Genomic DNA, 21877 nt, shown 5'->3' with positions numbered 1-21877 from the left:
GGCTAGTCCCTCGCGAGCAGCTGCTTGTCGACGGCATACACTTCGGCGCGAAGCTCCGAAAGGGGCAGATCTATCAGCAGGTCCCCCAGCGCGCCGATGATGACACGGAGCTTGCGGTTGAAGTAGGCCCCGCCCTTCTCGGTGAACGCCGACAGGTGAGTCGTGAACTCCCGGAACTGCTGGCGCAGAACCTCCTCGAGCACCGTGTACCGCTGATCGCCGTCCTCGAGCCGGAACACCTCCTCCTGAATGAGCGCGATGAAGTCTCTCGTCATGGCGGCGAGGTACTCCTCCTCGAAGTGGTCCTTCGGTACGGAGATCGCCCAGAAAGCGGCGATGTCGAAGATCGTCGCGCCGACGCTCGGGAAGGAGGGGACGACCTGGCGCAGTTCCGTCAGCTCGACTCCATGTGCGAGGGCGGTCCCGAAAGGACTGCTCAGGTAGTCGACCGCGGAGGTCTCGGCGAGGGTCGCCTGGATCCGGCGATCCACCGCCTCTCTGAGTCGAGACACCGCCACGGGATCGATGGTGAGCGAGTCGACCACTTCGTAGAACTGGTCGCAGGGTGTCCCGTTCGACACGATGAAGTCCTGCTCCGGGCCCACCAGCGGCTTGTAGCGGTAAATCATCCCGCTGCCGATGGACTTGTCGCGGATGATGTGGCCGTGGACCAGGCCCTTGAGGAGCGCTCGGTGGATCTCGGTGAGCTGGTTCGACTGGTTGCCCTCATCGAGGTCCGGCATGGCGGCGATGGTGTGCCAGCGGCGGTCGATGTGGGGCGTGATCACCTTCGTCTCGTCCACGGACGGGCGGATCTGGCTGACGAGCCGGAAGTAGGCCGTGAAGTACTCGCCCGCGGCGAGATTCTCGGTCTGGCTGACGCGCGGCGGCGAGAACTTCGAGAGGTCGCGGGCGCGAATGCCATAGATCGCGTTGTAGAAGAGGATCTCCTGGCTCGGGATCTCGTCGTCCGGCTGACCGCCGTAGTTCGAGAGGTGCTCGTTGATCAGCGCCTCCCGCTTCGAGCCTGCGTCGCCCTTGATGCTGGGGTTGAACGCGCACGCGAAGATGGGATGCCGATCCTCGCCGAGCGGAGACTCGATGAAGGGCGCCGCGAGCGCCTTCACCGCGTTCAGCTCTGAGACGACGTAGTGGCGGATGTTCGCCTCCTCGACATTCTTGGTGCGGGCGCGGTACTCGCGCTCGAGCGCTTCGATGACGTCGATGTCCAGCGTTGTGGAGCCCTGCTGCTCCCGGAACTTCTTCACGAAATGCTGCACGATCGTCCCGGAGTAGAGGTCCTGAAAGTAGTTCTCGTCCTTCTCGTCGGTGATCGCCGCGTACTCGCGCACCTTGGCGAAGATCGCCTGCGAGAGGTCGGAGTCGGCATTGGCGCTGCCGCCCTTGTAGAGCACCGACTTGCCGATGTGGTCGAGGCTCTTCGAGTCGGCGTAGACAAAGCGGGTCGTCGACCCCTTCGTGTCGTTGTACGCGGTGTAGAGCTTGTCGATGTCGCTGCCGAGGCGCGCGAGGTTCTGCCGAAGGTTGTCGAAGAGCTTCTCGAAGGCGTCCGAGAGACCCTTGACGTAGACGATCGCGTCGGTGAGGACGGCGGAATTGACCTGAGCGTTCCCGAGGTCGCCGACCTTCTTCAGGTAGGTGGCGAACTTGTCGGCCAGGTCCTTCTGCCAGCCGTCCTGCCGGTTCGTCACCCGAGAGACGAAGCCCTGCTTGCGTGCAAGCACAGACTCGGGCCCTTCGATCTCGTCGGTCGACGGGTCGTCGAACGCCTGCTTCTCGAAGTCGCGGAAGTAGCCCTGCAGATCGTTCAACTCGATGTCGACGGTGGCCTTTTGCTTCTCGAGCATGTCGAGCAGCTTGTAGAGGAAGTAGCGGGCGGAGACCGGGTGGATGAAGCCGTCGCCACGCTGATTCTTCAGGTACGTCTCCAGGGCGAACGGCTGACCGTCGTTCGCACCGCGACTGTCGGTGCCGAAGAGCGAATAGGCCGTGATGGCCGCGTTCTCCTGGGCGTGCCGCTCGACGAGGTCGTGGTACTTCTTCAGATCGAGGTAGCGCTCGTAGTACTCGGGGGCGTTGCCGCTGAGCTCCGCGATATTCGCCGACAGCTGGGCCTTGAGCGCATCGTCGGTGTCGTTCTTCGAGCGCGTCTCGAGGTAGCTCATGAGCCCGCTGAGGTACATGGCCCACTTCTTGCCGATCTCGGTGATGCCCTCCGGATCCTTCAGCACCGCCTGGTCCTTGATCGACCGGGCGAAGGGGTCCTTCTCCCCGTCCGCCTTGGTGTCCACCGTCTGCGGGAACACCTTCTCCAGTCGGAGGTCTGGCACGCTGAAGCCCTTGTCCTGCTGGTCGCGAACGCCGGCGAGCTGGCCCTGGAAGGCGGCGTCGAACTTGAGCCAGTCCCGGCTCACCGCCGTGCGCAGCCAGGTGTAGGCGAAGTACTTCTCGACGTGGCGGCGCGGGTAGACGAGTCGCGATGCGCCGGCGCCGGCGTAGCGATTGCGGCCGTTGTTCTTGATCACTTCCCGGAGCGTGTTGTCCTCCGAGGAGTTCGAGCGCTTGGACATCGGGCCGATGGACTGGGTGTAGATGCAGGTGGCAGCGTGGTCGAGGATGTCGCCGAATGAAGTCAGGCTGCCGCTGGTGCCCTGGGCGTCGAAGAGGAAGCAGAAGTCGTACGGCATCGCGTTCACCGGTTCGACCCCCTCACCGCCGATGGTCGGGAACTCGAACTTGAGGTTCCGGTACTGGGGAGGCAGGGTGTTGTCGCCCTTCATGAGGAAAGCGTCGAGCTCGCGGATCGTGGCGTACGCGTTCACCTTGAGGTTCTGCTGCTCGTCGGCACCGGGAATGACGTCGTAGAAGACATCCGGCTGCAGGAAGAAGCCGCGCGTGATGGCGCGCAGGTGCGGGAACTTCGCCTTGAGGTAGCTCGAGAGGTACATCGCCACCGAGAGGATGAGACCGGATCCCGTCCCACCGGCCAGCGACGAGGTGATGATGACGCGGAGCGCCTGCTCCTGGTTGTCCTTATCCACTCGGAACAGCGTGTCGATCGCGTCGCGCAGCGGGGCGAGCTTGCCGCTCTTCAGGGTCGTGTCGAACGCGAGCCGCGAGATCGCCCGGACCTGCGCGGCACCTTCGGTGAGGGTCTTCCGGTTGAGCATCTCGTTGACTGGGAACCAGTTGTCGCGGGCGTTCGTGTTGACCGTCAGGTAGTCGCCGACCGTGTTCACCGTCGAGGTCTGCACGGTGAAGACGCCGGGGTTCTTCTCCCGAATCTCGCGGAGCTCGTTGATATCCGTATCGAAGACGACGTAGGCGATCCGGTTCTCCTGTGAGGAGGCGGACTCCTTCACCTTGTCGGCGACACGGGCGACGATCTTCGATCCGGTGCCGCCGAGACCGAGGATCAGGGTGGGGGCGATAGGCATATTGATTCGTTCCTTTTTCAGTGGGCCGTGCGGGTCACGCGTTCGGCGCGCATTCGTACTTCATGTCGGGGTTCTGGGCGGTGATGAGGCTGCCGGGGCCGACCGTGGGGGCCGCGTCAGGTCCTTGTCGAAACGGGTCCCGTTCACCTCAACCGACTTCTCGGGGCGGTGGGCGCTCACGAGCGCCTTCCAGTTGGTCACCTCGCCGGCGCCGCGCGAGACGGCCTTGAGCTTGAGTCGGGTGAATCCAGCGGTGCCGGGGGCGTAGCGGAACGTCGCCCGATCGGCGAAGAACGGCAGGAGCCGGTATCCGAGGCTCTTCTTGAACTCGCCCCGGCTCTGTCCCGACGGCATCCCGAAGGTTCGCGGGCGCGCGTTGATGTGCGGAGCTGACTTGAACCGCCGGGAGAAGCGCTTCTTGAAGATGTAGCCGGCGAGGAGGAGGAGCGCGAGGAGGCCGAGCAGCAACTTCCACCCGTCCTTCTCGAACCAGTGGAGCAGCCGGTCCCAGAAGGAGATGTCGTCCACGACAGTCACATCGGTCGTGCCCGTTGCCCGCTTGATGCCCTCGTCATAGGTGTAGTCCGCGGCTACCTTCAAACGCACCGGATGCGAGGTGTCCACAGAGTAGATATCGCCGTTCGCGGACACCGGGATGAGGTTCAGCGCCCCGGGCGTCTTCCCCTTGATGACCTTCCAGCGAATTCCCGCTGCAGGCTTCCCGGTCACAGTGAACGCGCTCGGGTCGATCGCATCCCACTCCTGCTGCGTCACGGTTCGGCCATCTGCGCCGGCGTAGGTGGCGGAGATCGACGCGCTCGAATTCAGAGAGGTGACCGTGAGGTCGGGGTGGTCGATCGTGATCGTCCCCAGCTCGGGCGCCGGGTAGATGTGCTGTTTGATCTCGGCGTGTGCGGGATTGCCGCCCAGGTACGTGCCGTCCACGGTGACAACGGCATCCCCCGCCGCGAGGTCGTACTCGGCTCCGCTGTCGAGGGTCGGCTGGATCACGTCGCCGTCCTCGCTCATGCTGGCGGTCAGCGTGACCTCGCCCAGAAGGTCCTGGCGGTCCGAGCCGATGATGTTGCAGTCGGAGTCCATGAACCCGTACTCGATCTTGTACTTCCCGGCGACGACAGCCTGCCCCTTCGGGATCGGCTCATCGGTCGACGGATCGATCCAGGTGACACCGAACTGCACCCGCGGGATGTAGTAGAAGCTCGTCTGCGACGCGTTGCCGACGTCGAAGTAGGTCGGCCCTGCGGGCACGTTGGCAACGGTGGCGACCTGACCCGCGAGACCGGCTGCCGGTTCGGCATTCACGGTCCTGCCGTCCGCGAGCGCCGGGGGTTCGAAGGCTCCGGGATGCTGACGGGATCGGCGAGCAGGTCGAGTGGCTGGTCCTGGTCCTCGCCGCTCTCCGGCGTCCCGATGGTGGCGCTGCCCTGCGCGAGTACGAGAACCGTTGCGAGGTCGATGTCCGGGTCGATCGTGGTGCCTTGACCGCCCATCGGGGGATCACGGCGCGGCCGAAGATCTCGTTGGCAAGGCTCGCTGTGTTGCCCAGTATCTGGGTGATGTCGTCGGGAGCGTTGGCCGGGTGGAAACCGGGCGCGGCAGCAAGCTGTGGCGCGCCGCTTCCGGCACCGAGGAAGCCGACGTCGAAGCTGCGGCCGGCCGAGCCGAGCGAGCTCGACCAGCCCGAAAACTCACCGCTGGTGGCGACATGGTCGTCGAACGCACCGTCCGACAGGAGGACGAGCCAACGGCTCTCCGCGCTGCTGCCGGCGAGGTCGTCGCGCGCGGCGGGCACCGCTGCCCAGGGGTCCCTCCCCGTGCATCTGCAGGTTGTTGATGGAATCGACGTTGGCTTGGCTGGGTCCGGATTCCGAGCCCTGGATCGTTAGGGCCACTCCGCCTCTCTGGGACAGCAGGAACACCTTCATCTCGTCCGCGGGCCCCAGCATCGCGGCGAACACCATGAGCGCGTACTTGACGTACGACCACCGCTGCGGACTCGGCGCGACGAACATCGAGCCGGAGTCGTCGAGGACAACGTCGATCTCGTGGGACTTCCCCACCGTCGCGGGCACGCTGGAACAGATGGCGGTTGGTTTGGCCGCTACCGCCTGGTGGGCGACGGGAACAGCCAACGCTGCAGCGGGCGCGGCACTCGCGCCCATCAAGACCGTGGCAGTAACTGCGACGGCAGCTGTCGTCGTGCGGAGAATTCCTCGTATTCGAGCTCCGACTGGTATTAGTCCGTTCAAGTACTCACTGCCCACGTAGGTCGAATGCGCAGCATCGACTAATGCGCAGGAAAGGGGACATGAGGCAGACGCTATACCTTAGCCTTGAGTCTGGCAATTGGAGGCGACAATGAATCGACGGGGTGGCCTATGGACTATCACAACTGGGGGCCTATTCGCTATTTTCAGCGTCGTCATTCTTGCGCTCGGTGCCTGGATAGGTGTAAGTGCGACGCAGTCGACTAGTTCAACGGCCAAGGGAGTCAACGCCGGCAATGCGCTTCCTGCCGTCGCGCCCGATGACACCAAGACCAGTACATCCGCTTCCGGCACGTCGGTTGCCGGGGCCGCCGCGGTCACGAGCCTCGAGCTCGTAGAGCCGCCACTCCTGGGGAAGAGTGCGATCGACGTGCTCGCGCTACTCCCGGTGCGCGCCCCCGACTCGGGCGCGGACTACCAGCGCACGCAGGACTTCGGCCAGGCGTGGATGGATGTCGACGGCAACGCCTGCAACACCCGCGACGATGTGCTGCAGCGTGATCTGAAGGACACGGTTCTCAACGGTTGCAAAGTGATGTCGGGCACTTTCACCGATCCGTACACGGGGCAGGCGATGACCTTCACGCGGGGCAATGACACCTCGACGCTGGTGCAGATCGACCACATGGTGGCCCTGATCGACGCCTGGACCTCGGGTGCACAGCAGCTCACCCAGGACCAGCGCCAACGCCTCGCGAACGATCCCACCAACCTGCTCGCGGTCAGCGACCAGGCGAACCAGGCCAAGAGCGGAGAGGATGCCGCCACGTGGCTGCCGACGTTCGCGGGCATGAAGTGCGAGTACGCAGCGCGGCAGATCAGTGTGAAGTACGCGTATGGACTCTGGGTGACCCAGCCCGAGCACGATGCCCTCTCGACGGTACTTCGCTCGTGCCCGGATCAGCCCGCGTATCGCTCGTCGCTTGGGGAGCCCGTCGGTACACCGACGCCGCAGCCCACCGCCTCCCCCACTGCTGCCGTTGGTCTCGTCGCAACAGACACAGCTTCTAGCGTCTACTACGCGAACTGCTCCGCGGCGTACGCGGCAGGCGTCAGCGGCATCCAGCGAGATGCGCCGGGTTACCGTGGGGAACTCGATCGCGACGATGACGGTGTCGCCTGCGAGGGTTGACACTTGCGAGGCGTACCGCGAGAGGCGACCTCCTAGGTGCGTCACACGATGGGCTTTCCGCAGCGTCTGCCGCGGTGGTGCTTCCGGTATGGCTTGTGCCCTCAGCCCAACTACGGTGCCACCGAGGTGCCCTCAGGCTCCCCCACGGCTTTGGCACATGTGGCGCCACGATCGCGACCCCGCGGGGCTCGGGCCTAGAAAACCTCTTCCCCGCAGTACGGGCACTTGTATGGGCCGCGCGGATGCATCTGGTCCTTGAAGACCTGGTGGCCCTTTGCGCAGCTCGCATCGAGATTCCAATTGCCGGTTCGGATCTTCGACGCTTCGGTCTTGAACATAGGTCCGCCATTCTTCAACGAGGCAGGTGCTTATGCGAGGTTTATCACCGGTAGCCGCCGACGGCAATCCCGCCGCCCGAGGAATCCTCAGTTCCAATGGCCGGATAGTCCGATCCGACCGCTGTGAATGCTGCGCCGCCGGCGGCGGGGCGTTATGCGCGGACCTCGCGCACGTCCTGCTCCACGAACAGCTCGTTCACGAGCCCGCGCTCGTACTCGGACGGGCCGACGCCGTTGCGGACGAACTCGAGGAAGCCGGCGACGATTTCGCCGTCCGTGCGCTCCCTGACCCGCTCCCCATAGCTGGCCGTCGTTAATTCCGCAGTGACCGATGGCTTGAACTCGAGCGCGACGCAGTGCGTGAAGCGCTGCTGCAGGCGGCGCATCGCATCCATCGGCCGTACGCGGTCGGTGAGGATCGCTTTGACCCAATCCCCCTCGTGCTCGGCGTACCGGGCGTCGGTGAGCAGGTCGTCGAGCTCCCCGGTGAGCGGAGTGAGGCGGCGCGGGACGGGCAGGTCAAGCCAGGCCACCTCGCCCAGGCGGTCGGCGCCGAGCTCGACGAGCCAGCCGCCGCGGAGCTTGTCGGTCTCCGAGAAGGAGTAGTGCAAGGGGGCGCCCGAGTAGCGCACGCGCTCGCTGAGCTGCGCCCGGCCGTGGATGTGGCCGAGGGCGACATAGTCGGGTCCGTCGAACACGCTGGCGGGCACGAGGTCGAGGCCGCCGGAGCTTATGTCACGCTCGACGCCGTCGCTGGGGGCGACGTCTGCGGTGAAGCAGTGCGAGAGTACGACCGAGCGGCCGGCACGCATTGCGCGGTCCTCGTTGATGCGCTGCATGGCGAATGCGAGCGCCTGCTCGTGCGTGCGTAGCTCGACGCCCGGGTAGTCGTGCCGGATGAGGGAGGGCTCCAGGTACGGGATGCCGTAGAAGTGGACGGGTCCCTGCTCGTCTTCCAGCGTGACCGGCTCCTCGAGGCGGGAGTGCTGGGTGAGCACGTGAATGTCGGCGAGTCGGATCCACTCGGCGTGGAAGCCCAGGCGGGTGATGGAGTCATGGTTGCCGCTCGTCATCACGATCCGAGCGCCGGCTTCCCGGATGGTGCGGAACGCGTCGCTGAGCAGCGTCATCGCCTCGGCGGACGGCATAGACGAGTCGAAAACGTCTCCGGCGACCAGGACGACATCGATGCCCTGCTCCCGCACGGCGCCGGCCAGCGCATCGAGCACGATGCGCAGGTGGCCGAGGGTCGAGTGCGTGTGGAAGGTGCGCCCGATGTGCCAGTCCGAGGTGTGGAGGATCTTCACGCCTCGACGGTATGTCGGGGTTGCGACATCGGGGCGAAGGAACGCCGGTCGTGCCCGTTCATGGCTCAGCCGGCGGACGGCAACGGCGGCTCAGATCCTCCGGCGGCCGCCCACGATCACGCCGGCGAGCGGCACTGCGGACGCGATCATCAGGACGTTGCCGAGCACCGTGTCGTCCGGGCGGACGATGGCTCCGGAGAGAAGCAGTCCCCCGAACACCAGCGCGGACGCGATGCGGCGCAGGGTGCGGTCGAGGCCCGCGACCTGCCGTTCCAGGCGCGGCGTGGTGACCGCCAGCTCGCCGCGGTCGACGCGCTCGAGCAGCCCGTCGATTCGCTTCGGCAGGCTCACCGCGGTCGCGGCGATGTCGAGCGCCTGGCGACCGATGTCCTGGATCGCGTTGCCGCGCTCGTCGCGGAGCAGCTGGCGGGCATACGGCTCGACCGAGTCCCACACGTTGAACGCGGGGTCGAGTGTGCTGCAGACGCCGGAGGTCAGCGACATGGCGCGGATCACGAGCAGCAGGTTCTCGGGGAGCATGAACGGCAGGGTGCGGACGACGTCGTTGAACTGCTTCGCGAAGTCCCGGAACTCGCGCGGGTCGACCTCGCGGAGCTCGGCGAAGCCCATCCCGCCGAAGCGGCCGAACACCGCCGTCATCGCCCGCTCGAGCTCGACGGTGTCGGCCGAGGGCAGGAGCATCCCGATGTCGCGCATGGCGTCGACGAGCCCGCGGCCATCCCGTGACGCGGCCGAGATCAGCACCTTCCGCAGGCCGGCGCGCAGGTTCGTCGGGACCTGGCCCATCATCCCGAAGTCGATGAACGTGAGCTTCCAGGGGCGGGACTCCGCGTCGGCCGGGCCAGGGCTCGGGGTGACGAAGATGTTGCCGGGGTGCGGATCGGCGTGGAACCAGCCGTCGGTGAATACCTGGTCGAACATGACCGTGGCGAAGACCTTCGCGACGTCCGCTGGGTCGATGCCCGCAGCGAGCAGCCCTTCCCGGTCGCTGATCTTGATCGCGGTGACGTCCTGGAGCGTGAGGACGCGGCGGGTGGTGCGCTCCCAGGCGATCGCGGGCACCGCGACCCGGACGTCCCCGTCGAACACCTCGGCGAAGCGCTCCGCGTTCGCCGCCTCGTGCAGGTAGTCGATTTCCTCGAGGCTCGTTGCCGCGAACTCCTCCACCAGGGCCGGCATGTCGACACGCTGATAGACGAGCCGGATGCGGCTCAGCCAGCCGCCGACCCTGCGGAGCGCGGCGAGGTCGATGGCGACGATCCGGTCGATGCCGGGGCGCTGGATCTTGACGACCACGTTCTCGAGCCCGCTCTCGGCGGCGAGGGCCGGAGTGAGCCGGGCACTGTAGGCCTGGCCGAGTGAGGCAGAGGCGATCGGTGTCTCGTTGAACGACGCGAACGAGCGCGTCAGCGGCCCCAGTTCCGACTCCGCGAGGGCGCGGATGGCCGTGAAGGGCGCCGCGGGCACCTCGTCCTGCAGGCCTTCGAGCTCCTTGGTGATCTCGGGCGGCAGCACGTCGAGGCGCGACGACATGAACTGCCCGACCTTGATCATCAGCCCGCCGAGGTCGAGCGCGAACCCGTAGAACTGGCGGGCGATGCGCTGCATGCGCCGGGTGCGGGTGCGCTCGGCCAGGCGGCTGAGCCCGATGCGCGGCAGGAAGATCTCCCACCACCAGGTCGCGGCGAGGCGCCGGGCGGCGAACCGCAGGATGCGGCGGTAGCGGGCGCGGGTTTTCCCAGCGCCCGCCGCATCTCGTGCCGGAGCGGCTTGGACTGACGCCACTCCTATCAGCTCTGCGCGAGGATCGCGTAGAGCTTGCGCCGCGCCTCGTTCAGCACCTCGATGGCCTGCTGAGTCTGGGCATCGGTTCCCGTACGCGCCACCTGTCCGGTCGCCTGCGCGAGCTCGAAGCCCGCTCGGGGCAGCGACCCGTGCGCCGCGCCCTCGGTGACGTTCCACGGGGCGGAGACGCCGGAGCGGCTCACCTCGAGGCGACCGGCGTCGGTCAGCGAGTAGGTCTTGCGGCCGTTCGACTCCTCCGCGCTGATGAGGCCCTCGTCCGCGAGCAGTTGCAGCGTCGGGTAGACGGAGCCGGCGCTGGGTTTCCAGGCGCCGCCGCTGCGCTCCTCGATCTCGTGGATGAGCTGGTAGCCGTGCATCGGCTGCTCAGCGAGAAGCGCGAGCACCGCGGCCCGCACATCACCGCGGCCGACGCGGCTACCTGCGCTTTTCTCGAAGTTCTTCTCCAAGCGGGTGCGCAGCTGCTCGAACGCCTGCCACATCCCGTCGACCGGGCTCGCGCCCGCTGAGCCGAACCCATCGGCCCTGAACGATCCGTTCATGATGACCTCCTCGATCGGGCTCAACGATACTCAGCGATATAGGAGGAAGCTGAGCCGGGTTAGCGTCGAGCGCTGGCCGTAGGCGACGCCGAGTACTCGCTCTTGTTGTCGTACCTCAACCGATGAGCGCGGCGCTGAGGAGGCGGAGGCCGCGGGTGGTCGGGGACTGCACTTCTCCGCGTCCTGCTCGGCGAGCAGCCCCGGCACTGCGTTCCTATCAAGGGGCACGACGCCGGTGAGGACCCGAGGGATCCCGCGACGATGCCGCCGTTAGTGCCTCTCGACCCTGCGATAGCCCGCCAACGCGCGCCGCGCCGCGGTCGGAAAAGTCGATCACCGTCGCTACGTTGGGTGCAACCCGAACGTGTGGAGGTGACAAGATGGCAGTCGGCGCAGCGAAGGTGCTTGAGAACGTCGCGGGGAGGCCGCTTGTCAAGTCGAGGCAGCGGGTTCAGGACCACGCTGAGGTACTTACCCCGGCGTGGCTTGTGGACGAAATGCTCGCCCTCGTCAAGAACGAGTCGGAGCGCATTGACTCGCGCTTCCTAGAGCCCGCCTGCGGCACTGGAAACTTCCTCGTTCGCGTGCTGTCCAGCAAGTTGACGACGGTGATGGCCCGGTACGGCAAGAGCGACTACGAGAGGCGCCACCACGCACTCCTGGCGCTCATGTCGGTCTACGGCATCGACATTCAGGCCGACAACGCTCTCGAATGTCGGACGAACCTGTTGTCGCTTTTTGGCGCTTATTTGGGCGCAAGAGCAGGCGACGAGTGGATGCGGGCAGCCGCCCTTGTCGTAGGCGTGAACGTCATCGTGGGAGATGCGCTCGCGATGACGACCGTCGGTACATCGCCTGATACACACGGGCTTCCCATCGTGTTCGCGGAGTGGGGCTACCTCGGGCGGGGCAAGTATCAGCGTCGCGACTTCCACTTCGACAAGATTGCCGGGAGGGGTACTGTGCGCCCCGGAGAAGCCCATCACGAGGTTTTCCAGCCCGTAACCAGCTACCCGACGATGACAGTCGCGCAGATCGCCGCGATGGAGGACGTCACATGACCGACACCACGACAGTGGGCATGTCCCTGTCCTTCGGGGAGATGCTCCGCAGAGATCGGCAGAACCGAGCCCCGGACGTGCTCAATACGATCGCGAGTCTGTCGAGTGACGAGGTCTTCACGCCGCCGGAATTCGCCAACAAGATGCTCGACACGCTTGAGGAGGCCTGGGCCGACGATCACAAGGGCGCGTCGATCTGGGCAGACCCGGACGTGACCTTCCTCGATCCCGCTACAAAGTCCGGCGTTTTCCTCCGGGAGATCACGAAGCGGCTCGTGGAAGGGCAGGGCAACCCGCCTGAAGGGTCGGACAAACGCAAAGCGCTTGTGGACCGTGTGCTCACGAAGCAGGTCTTCGCGATCGGAATGACTACGCTGACCGCGCTCATTGCGCGTCGGTCGGTCTACTGCTCCAAGGACGCGACGGGCAAGCATTCGGTAGCACCGTCGTCTGCTTCGCCGGATGGCAACATCTGGTTCCAGCGAACTGCGCACACTTGGGTGGGTGACCGCTGTGTCTACTGTCCGGCGTCGAAAGAGGGCTACGAGCGCGGCGACCAGGCCGAGACCTACGCGTACGCACTTCTGCACCACACGGACCCCAAGTCGCTGATTGTGCGCTTGTTTGGAGAAAACATGCACTTCGATGTAATCGTGGGAAACCCGCCATACCAGTTGGACGATGGCGGGGCGGGGAAGAGTGCGGCACCGATCTACCATCGGTTCGTGCAGGCGGCGAAAGCGCTGCAGCCGCAGTACCTGACGATGGTTACCCCGTCACGCTGGATGGCCGGCGGTAAAGGACTGGATGAGTTCCGTGCCGAGATGTTGGCGGACGACCGGATTCGCTCGATCACCGACTTCATTGACTCGGATGAGGCATTTCCTGGCGTAGACATCGCTGGCGGTGTCTCCTATTTCCTCTGGAGTCGTGACTTTCATGGTCGGTGCTCGGTCACGACCATAGTTCGAGGGCGCAAGACCAGGCCGACCGAGCGACGTTTGAATGAATTCGACGTGTTCGTCCGTCACTCTGACGCAATATCAATCCTGCACAAGGTTTGGCCCGGCGGTCATGACCCTCTGAAGTCACTCAGCGTCAAGGTGTCGGGTAGAAAGGCATTCGGGTTCGCCACGACCGACCGAGGGGCTCCCACTACTGAGGGGATAAACACCCCCGTTACGCTAATGAGCAGCGGAGGAGACGGCTATATTCCCCGGGCGTCCGTTACGTCGAATGCGGAGTGGATTGACAAGTGGAAGGCGACGGTCAGCAGGGCTGCACCGGCGGGTGGTCGTCCCGATCGGGACGGCCGGTATTACGGCCTAAGCAGCATCCGCGTCGTCCGCCCGGGCTATGTCACGACTGAGGCCTATCCGGTCGTGAGCGCTTTCGACACGGAGCTCGAGGCGGAACGAATGTGCGCCTATCTCAAGTCGCGATTCGTGAGGTTCCTTCTGTCGCTTAGGGCCGCGAATCAGAGCGTCACGCGATCGACGTTCGCGTTCGTTCCCGACCTGCCGATGGACCGTGTCTGGACCGATGAAGAGCTGTACGCCAAGTACGACGTTTCATTGGATGAGCAGGCGTACATCGAATCGCTCGTTCGACCCATGGTTGTCGACTCAGCATCGACCCAGAGCGGTGAGGTGTAGCGGGTGCCCACAGCTAAGTCCCTATCCGACCTATTTCCGCAGAAGCCGACCGGGGAGCCGCGCCTCTACGCGTGGTCGAGCGATGAGATCGCAGAGCGGTGGCGCGGCTGCCTCAAGGTCGGGCAGACCACCCGCGACGTCAATGAGCGGATCAGGGAGTCGCAAGGTCAGGCGCGGGTGAATTACGTGCTGCAGGTTGACGAGCCGGCCCTGGACGCAGACGGCGTGCGCATCACCGATTCCGCTGTCCGGGAACGCCTAATTGCTAAAGGATTCGAGAACGTTGTCTACGAATCCAGCAAGGAGTGGATTCGCTGTACTCGGGCCGATGTGCTTACAGCGATCACCGAGCTCCGTGAGCACACAGAGCTGTCAGGCTCACATCACGAAACGTTCGGGATGCGTGACGAGCAACGAGCGGCGGTCGAGAAGACGCTCCGGTTCTTCCAGCGCGAGTGGGCCGCAGACGGGGCGGCCGTTCCACGCTTCCTTTGGAACGCCAAAATGCGATTCGGGAAGACTTTCACGTCGTATCAGCTGGCCAAGCGCATGGGCGCGAAGCGCGTCCTCGTGGTGACCTTCAAGCCGGCCGTAGCGGACGCGTGGGAGACCGACCTGAACTCGCATGTCGACTTCGATGGCTGGATCTATGCCTCGAAGGATTCCGGCCCGGACAACCCCCTCAACGTGGATCACGAGAAGGCGCTGGTCTATTTCGGCTCGTTCCAGGACCTGCTGGGTCGGGAGAAGGGCACTGGTCTCATCAAGGCGAGGAACGAGTGGATCCATCTCATCAACTGGGATTTGGTGATCTTCGACGAGTACCACTTTGGGGCCTGGCGTGAGAACGCGAAGGAACTGTTCGAGGGGAGGACGTCCAAGAGCAGAAAGCCGAGATGGCGCAGGAATTCAGTGAAGATTTGGAGGTTCTGGACGAGGAGCTGGACGAGCAGCGGAATGACGAGGCGGATTTCCTGCCGATTACCGCGAAGGCGTTCCTATACCTTTCGGGGACGCCGTTCCGTGCGCTGGCCGATGGCGAGTTTGTTGACGACAACCTTTATAACTGGACCTATACCGACGAACAGCGGGAAAAAGTCTACTGGTCCGTAACGCACCCCGGAGAGCCAAATCCGTACGCCGCGCTGCCCGAGATGGCGCTGATGACATATCGGATGCCCGAAGATATCCTCACTGTCGCAATGCAGGGCGAGTTTGATGAGTTTGACTTGAACGAGTTCTTTGCGGCGATCGGCGTCGGCTCGAACGCCGCTTTCAAGCACAAGAGTGATGTGCAGAACTGGCTGAACCTGATCAGAGGCCAACACCAGCCAACGACCGTCGATGCACTGCGCGCTGGAACACGTCCACCATTCCCGTACTCCGACGCTCACGTCTTGCCTTACCTGAACCATTCCTTCTGGTTTCTGCCCACCGTCGCCAGCGTTCATGCGATGGAGAACCTCCTGCACGAGCCGCAGAACAAGAACGGCTTCTGGGGTGACTACACCCTCATCAACGCCGCAGGACCCGGGGCCGGCATCGGCCTAGCCGCACTCCCTCCTGTTCGAGCGAAGATCAAGGACGGCTTCACGACGAAAACCATCACGCTATCCTGCGGAAAGTTGACGACGGGCGTCACTGTGCCCCAGTGGTCCGCCATCCTTATGTTGCGGAACCTTCAACGGCCTGAAACCTATTTCCAGTCCGCCTTTCGGGTACAGTCGCCCTGGGTCATCCAAAACCCAAACGGAGACGACCCGAAATCGATCGAGGTCGTCAAGCCCGTCTGTTTCGTCTTTGATTTCGCGCCGACTCGCGCGCTCCGTCAGGTGGCCGAATATGCACGAGGGCTGAGCCCGGAAGAGACGAACGACGACAAGGCTGTGGCCGATCTGCTGTCGTTCCTTCCGGTGCTGGCGTACGACGGCTCGAACATGGTGCCCGTTGACGCCGGGAGCGTCCTCGACATCGCACAGTCAGGTACGTCGGCAACGCTCCTGGCGCGCAAGTGGGAGTCGGCGCTCCTAGTCAATGTGGACAACGACACCCTCAAGAAGGTCCTCGCCAATCCCGATGCCTTGAAGGCCATCCAGAACATTGAAGGCTTTCGCTCGCTGGGCGACAACGTCTTTGAGACGATCATCAATAAGTCCGAGAAGATTAGAGACTTGAAAAAGAGGGCGAAGGAGCGGGACCTCACGCCGAGGGAGAAGCAGGAACTCACTGAGGAAGAGAAGCTGCAGAAGTCGCTGCGCAAGCAGGTGCAGGAAAAGCTCATAAAGTTCGCGACCCGAATCCCCGCCTTTATGTATCTCACCGACTTCCGAGAGAACGCGCTCATCGACGTCATCAAGGCGCTGGAGCCCGACCTCTTCCGGGTGGTCACCGGCCTTACCATCCCGGACTTTGACCTGCTTCGCGGTTTGGGGCTCTTCAACTCAACACACATGAATGACGCAGTGAAGACTTTTCGCCGATTCGAGGACGCGTCGCTTTCCTACGCCGGTGTCGACTCGCACCAGGGCCTGCGACACTGGGGTCTTTTCGACACGGTCATCGAGGCCGAGGTGGCGGGTCACTGAGGGCTCTGCGTCGACATTTCTTTAGCGGGAGCCCGATCTTCGACCAGACCCTGGAGTCACGACGTGGCAATCGCTCTCGGAGGTGCACACGTCCACTCCCGAGAGCGTCTGCGCGGCCCACGCCGGGGCGCCGACCATCGGCAAGAGAAGCATCCCAGCCGGGACGTCCGAACTCGCGAGTAACATTTCCGGGTGACCGTGACGCGCGAGGATCAGCCGTTCCTCGACGTCCGGGACATCACCCGCCACGTCGGGCCGGCCTCCTTTGCGCGGGGGCAGGAGTACGCATCGCGTGGTGCGGTGCTCGACACCGCGTGGGATCCCGATCACCAGGTGCTCAGCGGTCACGTCCGCGGCACCGCGAAGACGCCGTACGAGAGCCGCATCCGCTTCCGCACCTCGGCCGGCGACATCAGCAGTTCCTGCACCTGCCCGATGGGCGGCAGCTGCAAGCACGTGGCGGCCACCCTGATCCGCCGCAACCTCCTCACCATGCAGGAGCAGCTCGGCGCCGAGGAGAAGACCGCCCCCACAGCTGAACCGACTGTCTCGCCAGTTACATCCCCACTTGCAGTTGCCGCGGAGTTGCCCAGTTGGAAGTCGGCGGTCGCCGCCCTCACCACGCCGGCACCGGGCTCGGGCGCAGCGGCGAAGACCCCCGAGCTGATCCCGATGGGCCTCCTCTTCGAGCTCCGCGAGATCGGCGCCCTCCGCGATCGCTGGAGGGGCGCCTCGGCCAAGCCGGTCGACGCCCGCACGCCCAGCAGCGCCGAGCTGCGGCTCGCCATCCGCCCCGTGATGCGCAGCCCCTCCGGCAACTGGGTGCGTGGCCAGGTGAACTGGAGCAATGTCGGCCACCACGCCGGACGCCTCCGCCTCAACCCCACGCACCAGAGCTGGCTTGGCCAGATCGTCGCGCTCAACCGGTCCAGCCGCTCCACCTTCGGCTACACCGAGCCCGAGTGGATCTACCTCGACGATCTCGCGAGCCCGCTTCTCTGGCCACTCCTCGCGACCGCGTCCGAGGTCGGTGTCGAGCTCATCACCGGCAAGAAGGGCACGCCCGTCACCGTCGGGCACGAGGCGACGATCGGCATCGAGGTGTCGGCGAGCGTTGACGAGGGGCACCAGGGTGATCTCCGCGTCCTGCCCGCCGTCCGCATCGACGGCGAGCGGCACCCGGTCGAGGCGAGCCGGCTGATCGGCGACCACGGCGTCTACACCTGGGAGCTGGATCCCCTCCCCCGGCTCACCCTCGCCCCGACCGCCGAGGTCGTGACGACCGAGCAGGTGCAGCTCCTCCGCAACCGGTCCGAGGTCGTCGTGCCGGCCGCGGACGCCGCCGAGTTCCTCACCGAGTACTACCCGAAGCTGCGCCGCACCGTGCCCGTCTCGAGCCCGGACGCGTCCGTCGACCTGCCCGAGCCGGTCACGCCGACGCTCGTCCTCATCGCGATCTACGCGCCCGGCCACTCCCTCCGGCTCGAGTGGGGCTGGGCCTACGGGGCCACCAAGGTGCCGCTCACCATCACTGGCCGGGCGGACGAGACGTTCCGGGACCCGTTCGCCGAGCGGGACGTCCTCGCCCGCGTCCGGGCCGCCCTCCCCGAGGCGCTGCCCGGATCCGCCCGCACGCTCAGCGGCATCGCGGCCGCCGAGTTCAGCGAGCACGAGCTCCCCCGCATCGCCGCGCAGGACGACGTCCGGGTCGACGTCGTCGGCGATCAGCCCGACTACCGGGAGTTGACCGGCACGCCCGCCCTGTCCGTCTCGACGGTCGAGACGGACAAGCGGGACTGGTTCGACCTCGGCGTCATGGTGACCGTCGACGGAAAGAAGGTGCCGTTCGGCCCGCTCTTCACCGCACTGTCGAAGGGGGCTAACAAGCTGCTTCTCGTCGACGGCTCCTATCTCTCCCTGCGCCAGCCGGTGTTCGACCAGCTGCGCGAGCTCCTCGCCGAAGCATCCGAGCTCGACGAGTGGGAGACCGGCGTCAAGATCAGCCGCTACCAGGCGAGCCTCTGGGCCGACTTCGAGGACCTCGCCGAGGAGAGCGAGCAGGCCGTCGCCTGGCGGGACTCCGTCTCCGGCCTCCTCGAGCTCGCGACCGACGGCAAGGTCGAGCCCACTCCCCTGCCGGACAGCATTCGGGCCACGCTGCGGCCCTACCAGCAGGACGGCTTCAACTGGCTCGTCTTCCTCTGGCAGCACCGGCTCGGCGGCATCCTCGCCGACGATATGGGCCTCGGCAAGACGCTGCAGACCCTCGCCCTGGTCAGCCACGCGGTCGCCCAGACGGCGAAGGAGGAGCAGCGGCCCTTCCTCGTCGTCGCGCCGACCTCCGTCGTCTCGAACTGGCTGGCGGAAGCGAAGCGGTTCGCGCCCGACCTCAAGGTCGTGGGGGTGACCGAGACGGAGCGAAAGTCGGGCAAGTCGCTGAGCAAGGCGGTCAAGGGCGCCGACCTGGTCATCACCTCGTATGCGCTGTTCCGGCTCGACTTCGAGCAGTACAAGTCGACGACCTGGGCCGGCCTGATCCTCGACGAGGCCCAGTTCGCGAAGAACGCCGATTCGAAGGCGCACGAGAGTGCGGTGGCGTTAGACGCCCAGTTCAAGCTCGCGATCACCGGCACGCCGATGGAGAACTCGCTGACCGACCTGTGGTCGCTGTTCAAGATCGTCGCGCCGGGCCTGTTCCCGTCGGCGCGGAAGTTTCGCGAGGACTACGTCCGCCCGATCACCGCCGGCAGCGGCATCGAGCAGCTCGCGCGGCTGCGCCGGCGCATCCGCCCGCTGATGATGCGCCGCACCAAGGAGCTCGTGGCGTCGGATCTGCCGCCGAAGCAGGAGCAGATCCTCTACGTCGACCTCTCCCCAAGCACCGCAAGCTCTACGACACGGTGCTGCAGCGGGAGCGGCAGAAGCTGCTCGGCCTGCTGCAGGACATGAACAAGAACCGGTTCATCGTGTTCCGGTCGCTCACCCTGCTGCGGATGCTGAGCCTGGACGCGTCGCTCATCGATGAGCAGTACGACTACCCGTCGGCGAAGCTCGACGTGCTGTTCGAGCAGCTCGTCGACGTCCTCGCCGAGGGCCACAAGGCTCTCGTGTTCAGCCAGTTCACGTCGTTCCTCGGCAAGGCCCGAGACCGGATGGACAAGGCGGGCATCCGGTACGAGTACCTGGACGGCTCCACTCTCCGCAGGCACGAGGTGCTCGAGCGGTGGCGGGACGGCGACGCGCCGGTGTTCCTGATCAGCCTCAAGGCGGGCGGCTTCGGCCTCAACCTGACCGAGGCGGACTACGTGTTCCTGCTCGACCCGTGGTGGAACCCGGCGGCCGAGGAGCAGGCCATCGACCGCACACACCGGATCGGGCAAACGCGGTCGGTGAACGTCTACCGGATGGTCGCAAGCGGCACCATCGAGGAGAAGGTGATGGCGCTCAAGGAGCAGAAGGCCCGCCTCTTCGACGCCGTCATCGACGACGATGCGGTGTTCTCCTCGGCGCTCAGCGCGGAGGATATCCGGGGGCTGCTCGAGGACTGAGTCGTCGGAATATCCCTTGCATCCGGCGTCCCAAGAAGAATATGGGCCGGTAGGAACGGCATTCCGGGGCGAGATATCTGCCCACTTGAGGGGACTTGTTCAATTCCGCTCAAAGTCTTTCACTGGTATCACCCAATCAGTGAGGACTACCCGTGCCTGCATATTCGTACCCGAAGCTCGCCGTCGTCGATGGAATCGGTGGACTGCGAGGACTCGTTCCGCTCACACAGCTCGCGGAGGTGCTCGACATCCCGTCACGCGGCGCGGAGGCCCTCGCCCTCGGCGGTCACTTCTTCAGCCTCGCTCGCATCGGAAACTCCGACATCTTCGTCGTGGATGCCGCCGAGATCGTCCAGCTTCTCGACGACCCCGCATTCCAGACGGCGGTCGCCGCCCAGCGGAGGCGCCCGCAGCGCTGCCCGCAGTGCAAGCAGCAAGCCTGGGATGCGGACGGCCACGACGTGTCTTCGATGGACCACCCGGCGTCGTCGAACTGGGTTGAGCTGATCCTCGGCGGAGCGGAGGCCGAGCACGACCCCGCGCCCTCGCATTGCGGCAGCTGTGGCTTCGACTGGGTGGCGAGCCGGCCGGTCGAGCCGATCACCGTGGTCGAGGCACTCGGCGTCGCCATCTCCTGAGCACCTCCATCTGGCGCAGCTCGCCCCACCGGCGGGCACCATCCTGCGGCTCGCGAGGAGCTAACGCCAGCTGAGATTCGCGAACGGCAACGCCCCGTGGCGGTCCCAGAACTCGGACAGCAGCGCCGCCTTCGCGGGCTTCACGCCCGTCGGTGGCACGACCTTCCAGGCGACGAGCAGTCGGTGCCGGTCGTGCAGCTGCCACAGGTACCGTCCGCCCCAGTGTCCGACCGGCTCCCCCGCCGCAAACCTGCGCAGCAGGCCCATGCGGTCGCGCAGCGTCGAGGCGCTGTCGCCGTCACCCGTCCCGCCCACGTAGAGGAGCTCTTGGTCGTCCACCCAGGCGTCCTCGAGGCTCTCGAGGGCGACGGAGGGATCCGTGCCCTTGAACCAGCCGCCGACGTTCTCGCCGCGGAACGCGGGTGTTCCGCCACCCTCACGGATGACCACGTAGATGCCCGGCTCTGCCGGCAGCTCGACGGTCGCGAGGTCGGCGACCTGCACGAAGCCCTGAAACCCGGCTGCGGTCAGCCCTGAGCGCGTCAACTCCATAGCTTCGACCCTAGAGCCGCGGTCCTCAGGACGCATGTTCCCACGGACGAGGGCCAGCCCGCGCTGCTATGGAGCCGGCAAGAACTCCCCGACCGGCGCTGGGAATCCCGGCTGCGGGGCGGTGCCGCCGCTAGCATCCGTGCCAGGACCGAACTTCATCCAGCACGAGGAGGACAGCCCCATGCGCAGAGGCGGCGGCATCAGCATCATCGGAGTCATCTACCTCCTGATCGGCGTCGCGGTGGCCGGGTTCCGCGGCTACCTCGTCGACTGGACGGTGATCGGCAACGTCATCGAGGGCATCCTGGCGGTCCTCGTGTGGCCGGTCGTGCTCCTCGGCGTGGACCTGCACGGGCTCATCCCCTAGGCCCCAGGCGTCGCCGTCGTCCGCCACGACGAAGCGCGGCGACCAGCCCGGAGGGCGGTCGAGCGAGGTCGTACGGGAGCTGCGCGGCCTGCCGATCGCGCCGACGACCGCGACGGACTCGGGCGGTGCAGGGTTGTGGTCCGCGGTGTTCCAGTCCGAGCCCGGGTGTGGATCGAGTGGAACCGGGCGACCAGCAGGTGTTGGCGCTACTTCTCGTAGCCGTCGATGAGCTCCAGCAGCTCCTTGGCTGCCTTCGCGATGTCGTCGTGGTCGTTCTGCGCCGCGCGGCTCTCCACCGAGATGACGCCGCCACGGCGGACCTTGCTGAAGTCGCCGTACGGGAAGGAGTAGCGCCCCTTCGTCTCCTCGGACTTCTCCTCGTCGATGCCGAGGTGCCACTTCGCGTACTCGTCGTAGCCGTGCTTCTCGAGGAAGGAGTTCTCCTCGGCGGCGCTCGGCGAGGCCTCGGACCAGTCGCCTCGGGCATCCTTCACGACCTTGCCCTGCTTCACGAGGTTGCGTGCCTGCTCCAGCGCCTTCTTGTTCAGCTTGACCGCCACGGCTGCGTCTCCTTCCGAGGAT

Annotated in this window: 17 protein-coding genes; 8 read left to right on the top strand and 9 right to left on the bottom strand. The window is 65.6% G+C overall.

Going from position 1 to position 21877, the window contains the following annotated elements; translation table 11 throughout:
* Positions 1–2 precede the first annotated feature (2 nt).
* From QUE51_RS14825 to QUE51_RS14810, 4 genes are all read right to left on the bottom strand, one after another.
* Positions 3–3458 (bottom strand): tubulin-like doman-containing protein, encoded by a 3456-nt coding sequence (locus tag QUE51_RS14825; protein ID WP_286277131.1) that lies wholly within the window; start codon positions 3456–3458, stop codon positions 3–5.
* Positions 3459–3518: 60 nt separating this feature from the next.
* Positions 3519–4781, bottom strand: a complete 1263-nt coding sequence (locus tag QUE51_RS14820) for a hypothetical protein (RefSeq protein WP_286277130.1) — start codon at positions 4779–4781, stop codon at positions 3519–3521.
* Positions 4778–4969, bottom strand: a complete 192-nt coding sequence (locus QUE51_RS14815; protein WP_286277129.1) for a hypothetical protein — start codon at positions 4967–4969, stop codon at positions 4778–4780. Before QUE51_RS14815 ends, QUE51_RS14820 begins: the two co-directional genes overlap by 4 nt.
* 198 nt (positions 4970–5167) lie before the next feature.
* Positions 5168–5551 (bottom strand): hypothetical protein, encoded by a 384-nt coding sequence (locus tag QUE51_RS14810; protein ID WP_286277128.1) that lies wholly within the window; start codon positions 5549–5551, stop codon positions 5168–5170.
* Between the two features lie 565 nt (positions 5552–6116).
* Between QUE51_RS14810 and QUE51_RS14805 the strand changes: the two genes are divergently transcribed.
* On the top strand, positions 6117–6878 hold the full coding sequence (locus QUE51_RS14805) for a GmrSD restriction endonuclease domain-containing protein (RefSeq protein ID WP_286277127.1): 762 nt from the start codon (positions 6117–6119) through the stop codon (positions 6876–6878).
* A gap of 490 nt (positions 6879–7368) precedes the next feature.
* Here the strand turns inward: QUE51_RS14805 and QUE51_RS14800 are convergent, their stop codons facing one another.
* From QUE51_RS14800 to QUE51_RS14790, 3 genes are all read right to left on the bottom strand, one after another.
* Positions 7369–8523, bottom strand: a complete 1155-nt coding sequence (locus tag QUE51_RS14800) for an exonuclease SbcCD subunit D (RefSeq protein WP_286277126.1) — start codon at positions 8521–8523, stop codon at positions 7369–7371.
* Between the two features lie 90 nt (positions 8524–8613).
* Entirely contained in the window at positions 8614–10329 is a 1716-nt protein-coding gene (locus QUE51_RS14795; RefSeq protein WP_286277125.1) for an ABC1 kinase family protein, read from the bottom strand.
* Positions 10330–10334: 5 nt separating this feature from the next.
* Entirely contained in the window at positions 10335–10889 is a 555-nt protein-coding gene (locus QUE51_RS14790; RefSeq protein ID WP_286277124.1) for a PadR family transcriptional regulator, read from the bottom strand.
* 380 nt (positions 10890–11269) lie between these two features.
* Here QUE51_RS14790 and QUE51_RS14785 point away from each other — a divergent pair, with 380 nt between their 5' ends.
* From QUE51_RS14785 to QUE51_RS14760, 6 genes are all read left to right on the top strand, one after another.
* Positions 11270–11950: a DNA methyltransferase family protein gene (locus QUE51_RS14785; RefSeq protein WP_286277123.1), complete on the top strand. Its 681-nt coding sequence runs from the start codon at positions 11270–11272 to the stop codon at positions 11948–11950.
* Positions 11947–13605, top strand: coding sequence for an Eco57I restriction-modification methylase domain-containing protein (locus QUE51_RS14780; protein WP_286277122.1), 1659 nt, complete (start codon positions 11947–11949; stop codon positions 13603–13605). Before QUE51_RS14785 ends, QUE51_RS14780 begins: the two co-directional genes overlap by 4 nt.
* A gap of 3 nt (positions 13606–13608) precedes the next feature.
* The gene (locus QUE51_RS14775) at positions 13609–14718 is read left to right on the top strand and encodes a DEAD/DEAH box helicase family protein (RefSeq protein ID WP_286277121.1); all 1110 of its coding nucleotides are present in this window, start codon (positions 13609–13611) and stop codon (positions 14716–14718) included.
* Positions 14719–16382: 1664 nt separating this feature from the next.
* Positions 16383–19139: a DEAD/DEAH box helicase gene (locus QUE51_RS14770; RefSeq protein ID WP_286277120.1), complete on the top strand. Its 2757-nt coding sequence runs from the start codon at positions 16383–16385 to the stop codon at positions 19137–19139.
* The gene (locus QUE51_RS14765; RefSeq protein ID WP_286277119.1) at positions 19091–19738 is read left to right on the top strand and encodes a DEAD/DEAH box helicase; all 648 of its coding nucleotides are present in this window, start codon (positions 19091–19093) and stop codon (positions 19736–19738) included. The genes QUE51_RS14770 and QUE51_RS14765 overlap by 49 nt, the downstream gene beginning before the upstream one ends.
* A gap of 152 nt (positions 19739–19890) precedes the next feature.
* The gene (locus QUE51_RS14760) at positions 19891–20376 is read left to right on the top strand and encodes a hypothetical protein (protein ID WP_286277118.1); all 486 of its coding nucleotides are present in this window, start codon (positions 19891–19893) and stop codon (positions 20374–20376) included.
* A 60-nt stretch (positions 20377–20436) separates the two neighbouring features.
* On the opposite strand, the gene QUE51_RS14755 is transcribed toward QUE51_RS14760, so the two are convergent.
* On the bottom strand, positions 20437–20928 hold the full coding sequence (locus tag QUE51_RS14755; protein WP_286277117.1) for a hypothetical protein: 492 nt from the start codon (positions 20926–20928) through the stop codon (positions 20437–20439).
* 139 nt (positions 20929–21067) lie between these two features.
* Between QUE51_RS14755 and QUE51_RS14750 the strand changes: the two genes are divergently transcribed.
* Complete coding sequence (locus QUE51_RS14750; RefSeq protein WP_286277116.1) at positions 21068–21295, top strand: hypothetical protein; 228 nt, start codon at positions 21068–21070, stop codon at positions 21293–21295.
* 206 nt (positions 21296–21501) lie between these two features.
* On the opposite strand, the gene QUE51_RS14745 is transcribed toward QUE51_RS14750, so the two are convergent.
* Positions 21502–21855 carry a hypothetical protein gene (locus QUE51_RS14745; RefSeq protein ID WP_286277115.1) on the bottom strand — a complete coding sequence of 118 codons (354 nt, stop codon included), beginning with the start codon at positions 21853–21855 and terminating at the stop codon, positions 21502–21504.
* Positions 21856–21877 lie beyond the last annotated feature (22 nt).

This window comes from Naasia aerilata (assembly GCF_030296595.1).
GTDB classification, from domain to species: domain Bacteria; phylum Actinomycetota; class Actinomycetes; order Actinomycetales; family Microbacteriaceae; genus Naasia; species Naasia aerilata.
This window is presented reverse-complemented; position numbering and strand designations above follow the sequence as displayed.

Coding starts and splice junctions, on each gene's coding strand:
- QUE51_RS14780 (WP_286277122.1), top strand. CDS start 11,947: ATGACCGACACCACGACAGTGGGCATGTCCCTGTCCTTCGGGGAGATG.
- QUE51_RS14785 (WP_286277123.1), top strand. CDS start 11,270: ATGGCAGTCGGCGCAGCGAAGGTGCTTGAGAACGTCGCGGGGAGGCCG.
- QUE51_RS14815 (WP_286277129.1), bottom strand. CDS start 4,969: ATGGGCGGTCAAGGCACCACGATCGACCCGGACATCGACCTCGCAACG.
- QUE51_RS14790 (WP_286277124.1), bottom strand. CDS start 10,889: ATGAACGGATCGTTCAGGGCCGATGGGTTCGGCTCAGCGGGCGCGAGC.
- QUE51_RS14755 (WP_286277117.1), bottom strand. CDS start 20,928: ATGGAGTTGACGCGCTCAGGGCTGACCGCAGCCGGGTTTCAGGGCTTC.
- QUE51_RS14825 (WP_286277131.1), bottom strand. CDS start 3,458: ATGCCTATCGCCCCCACCCTGATCCTCGGTCTCGGCGGCACCGGATCG.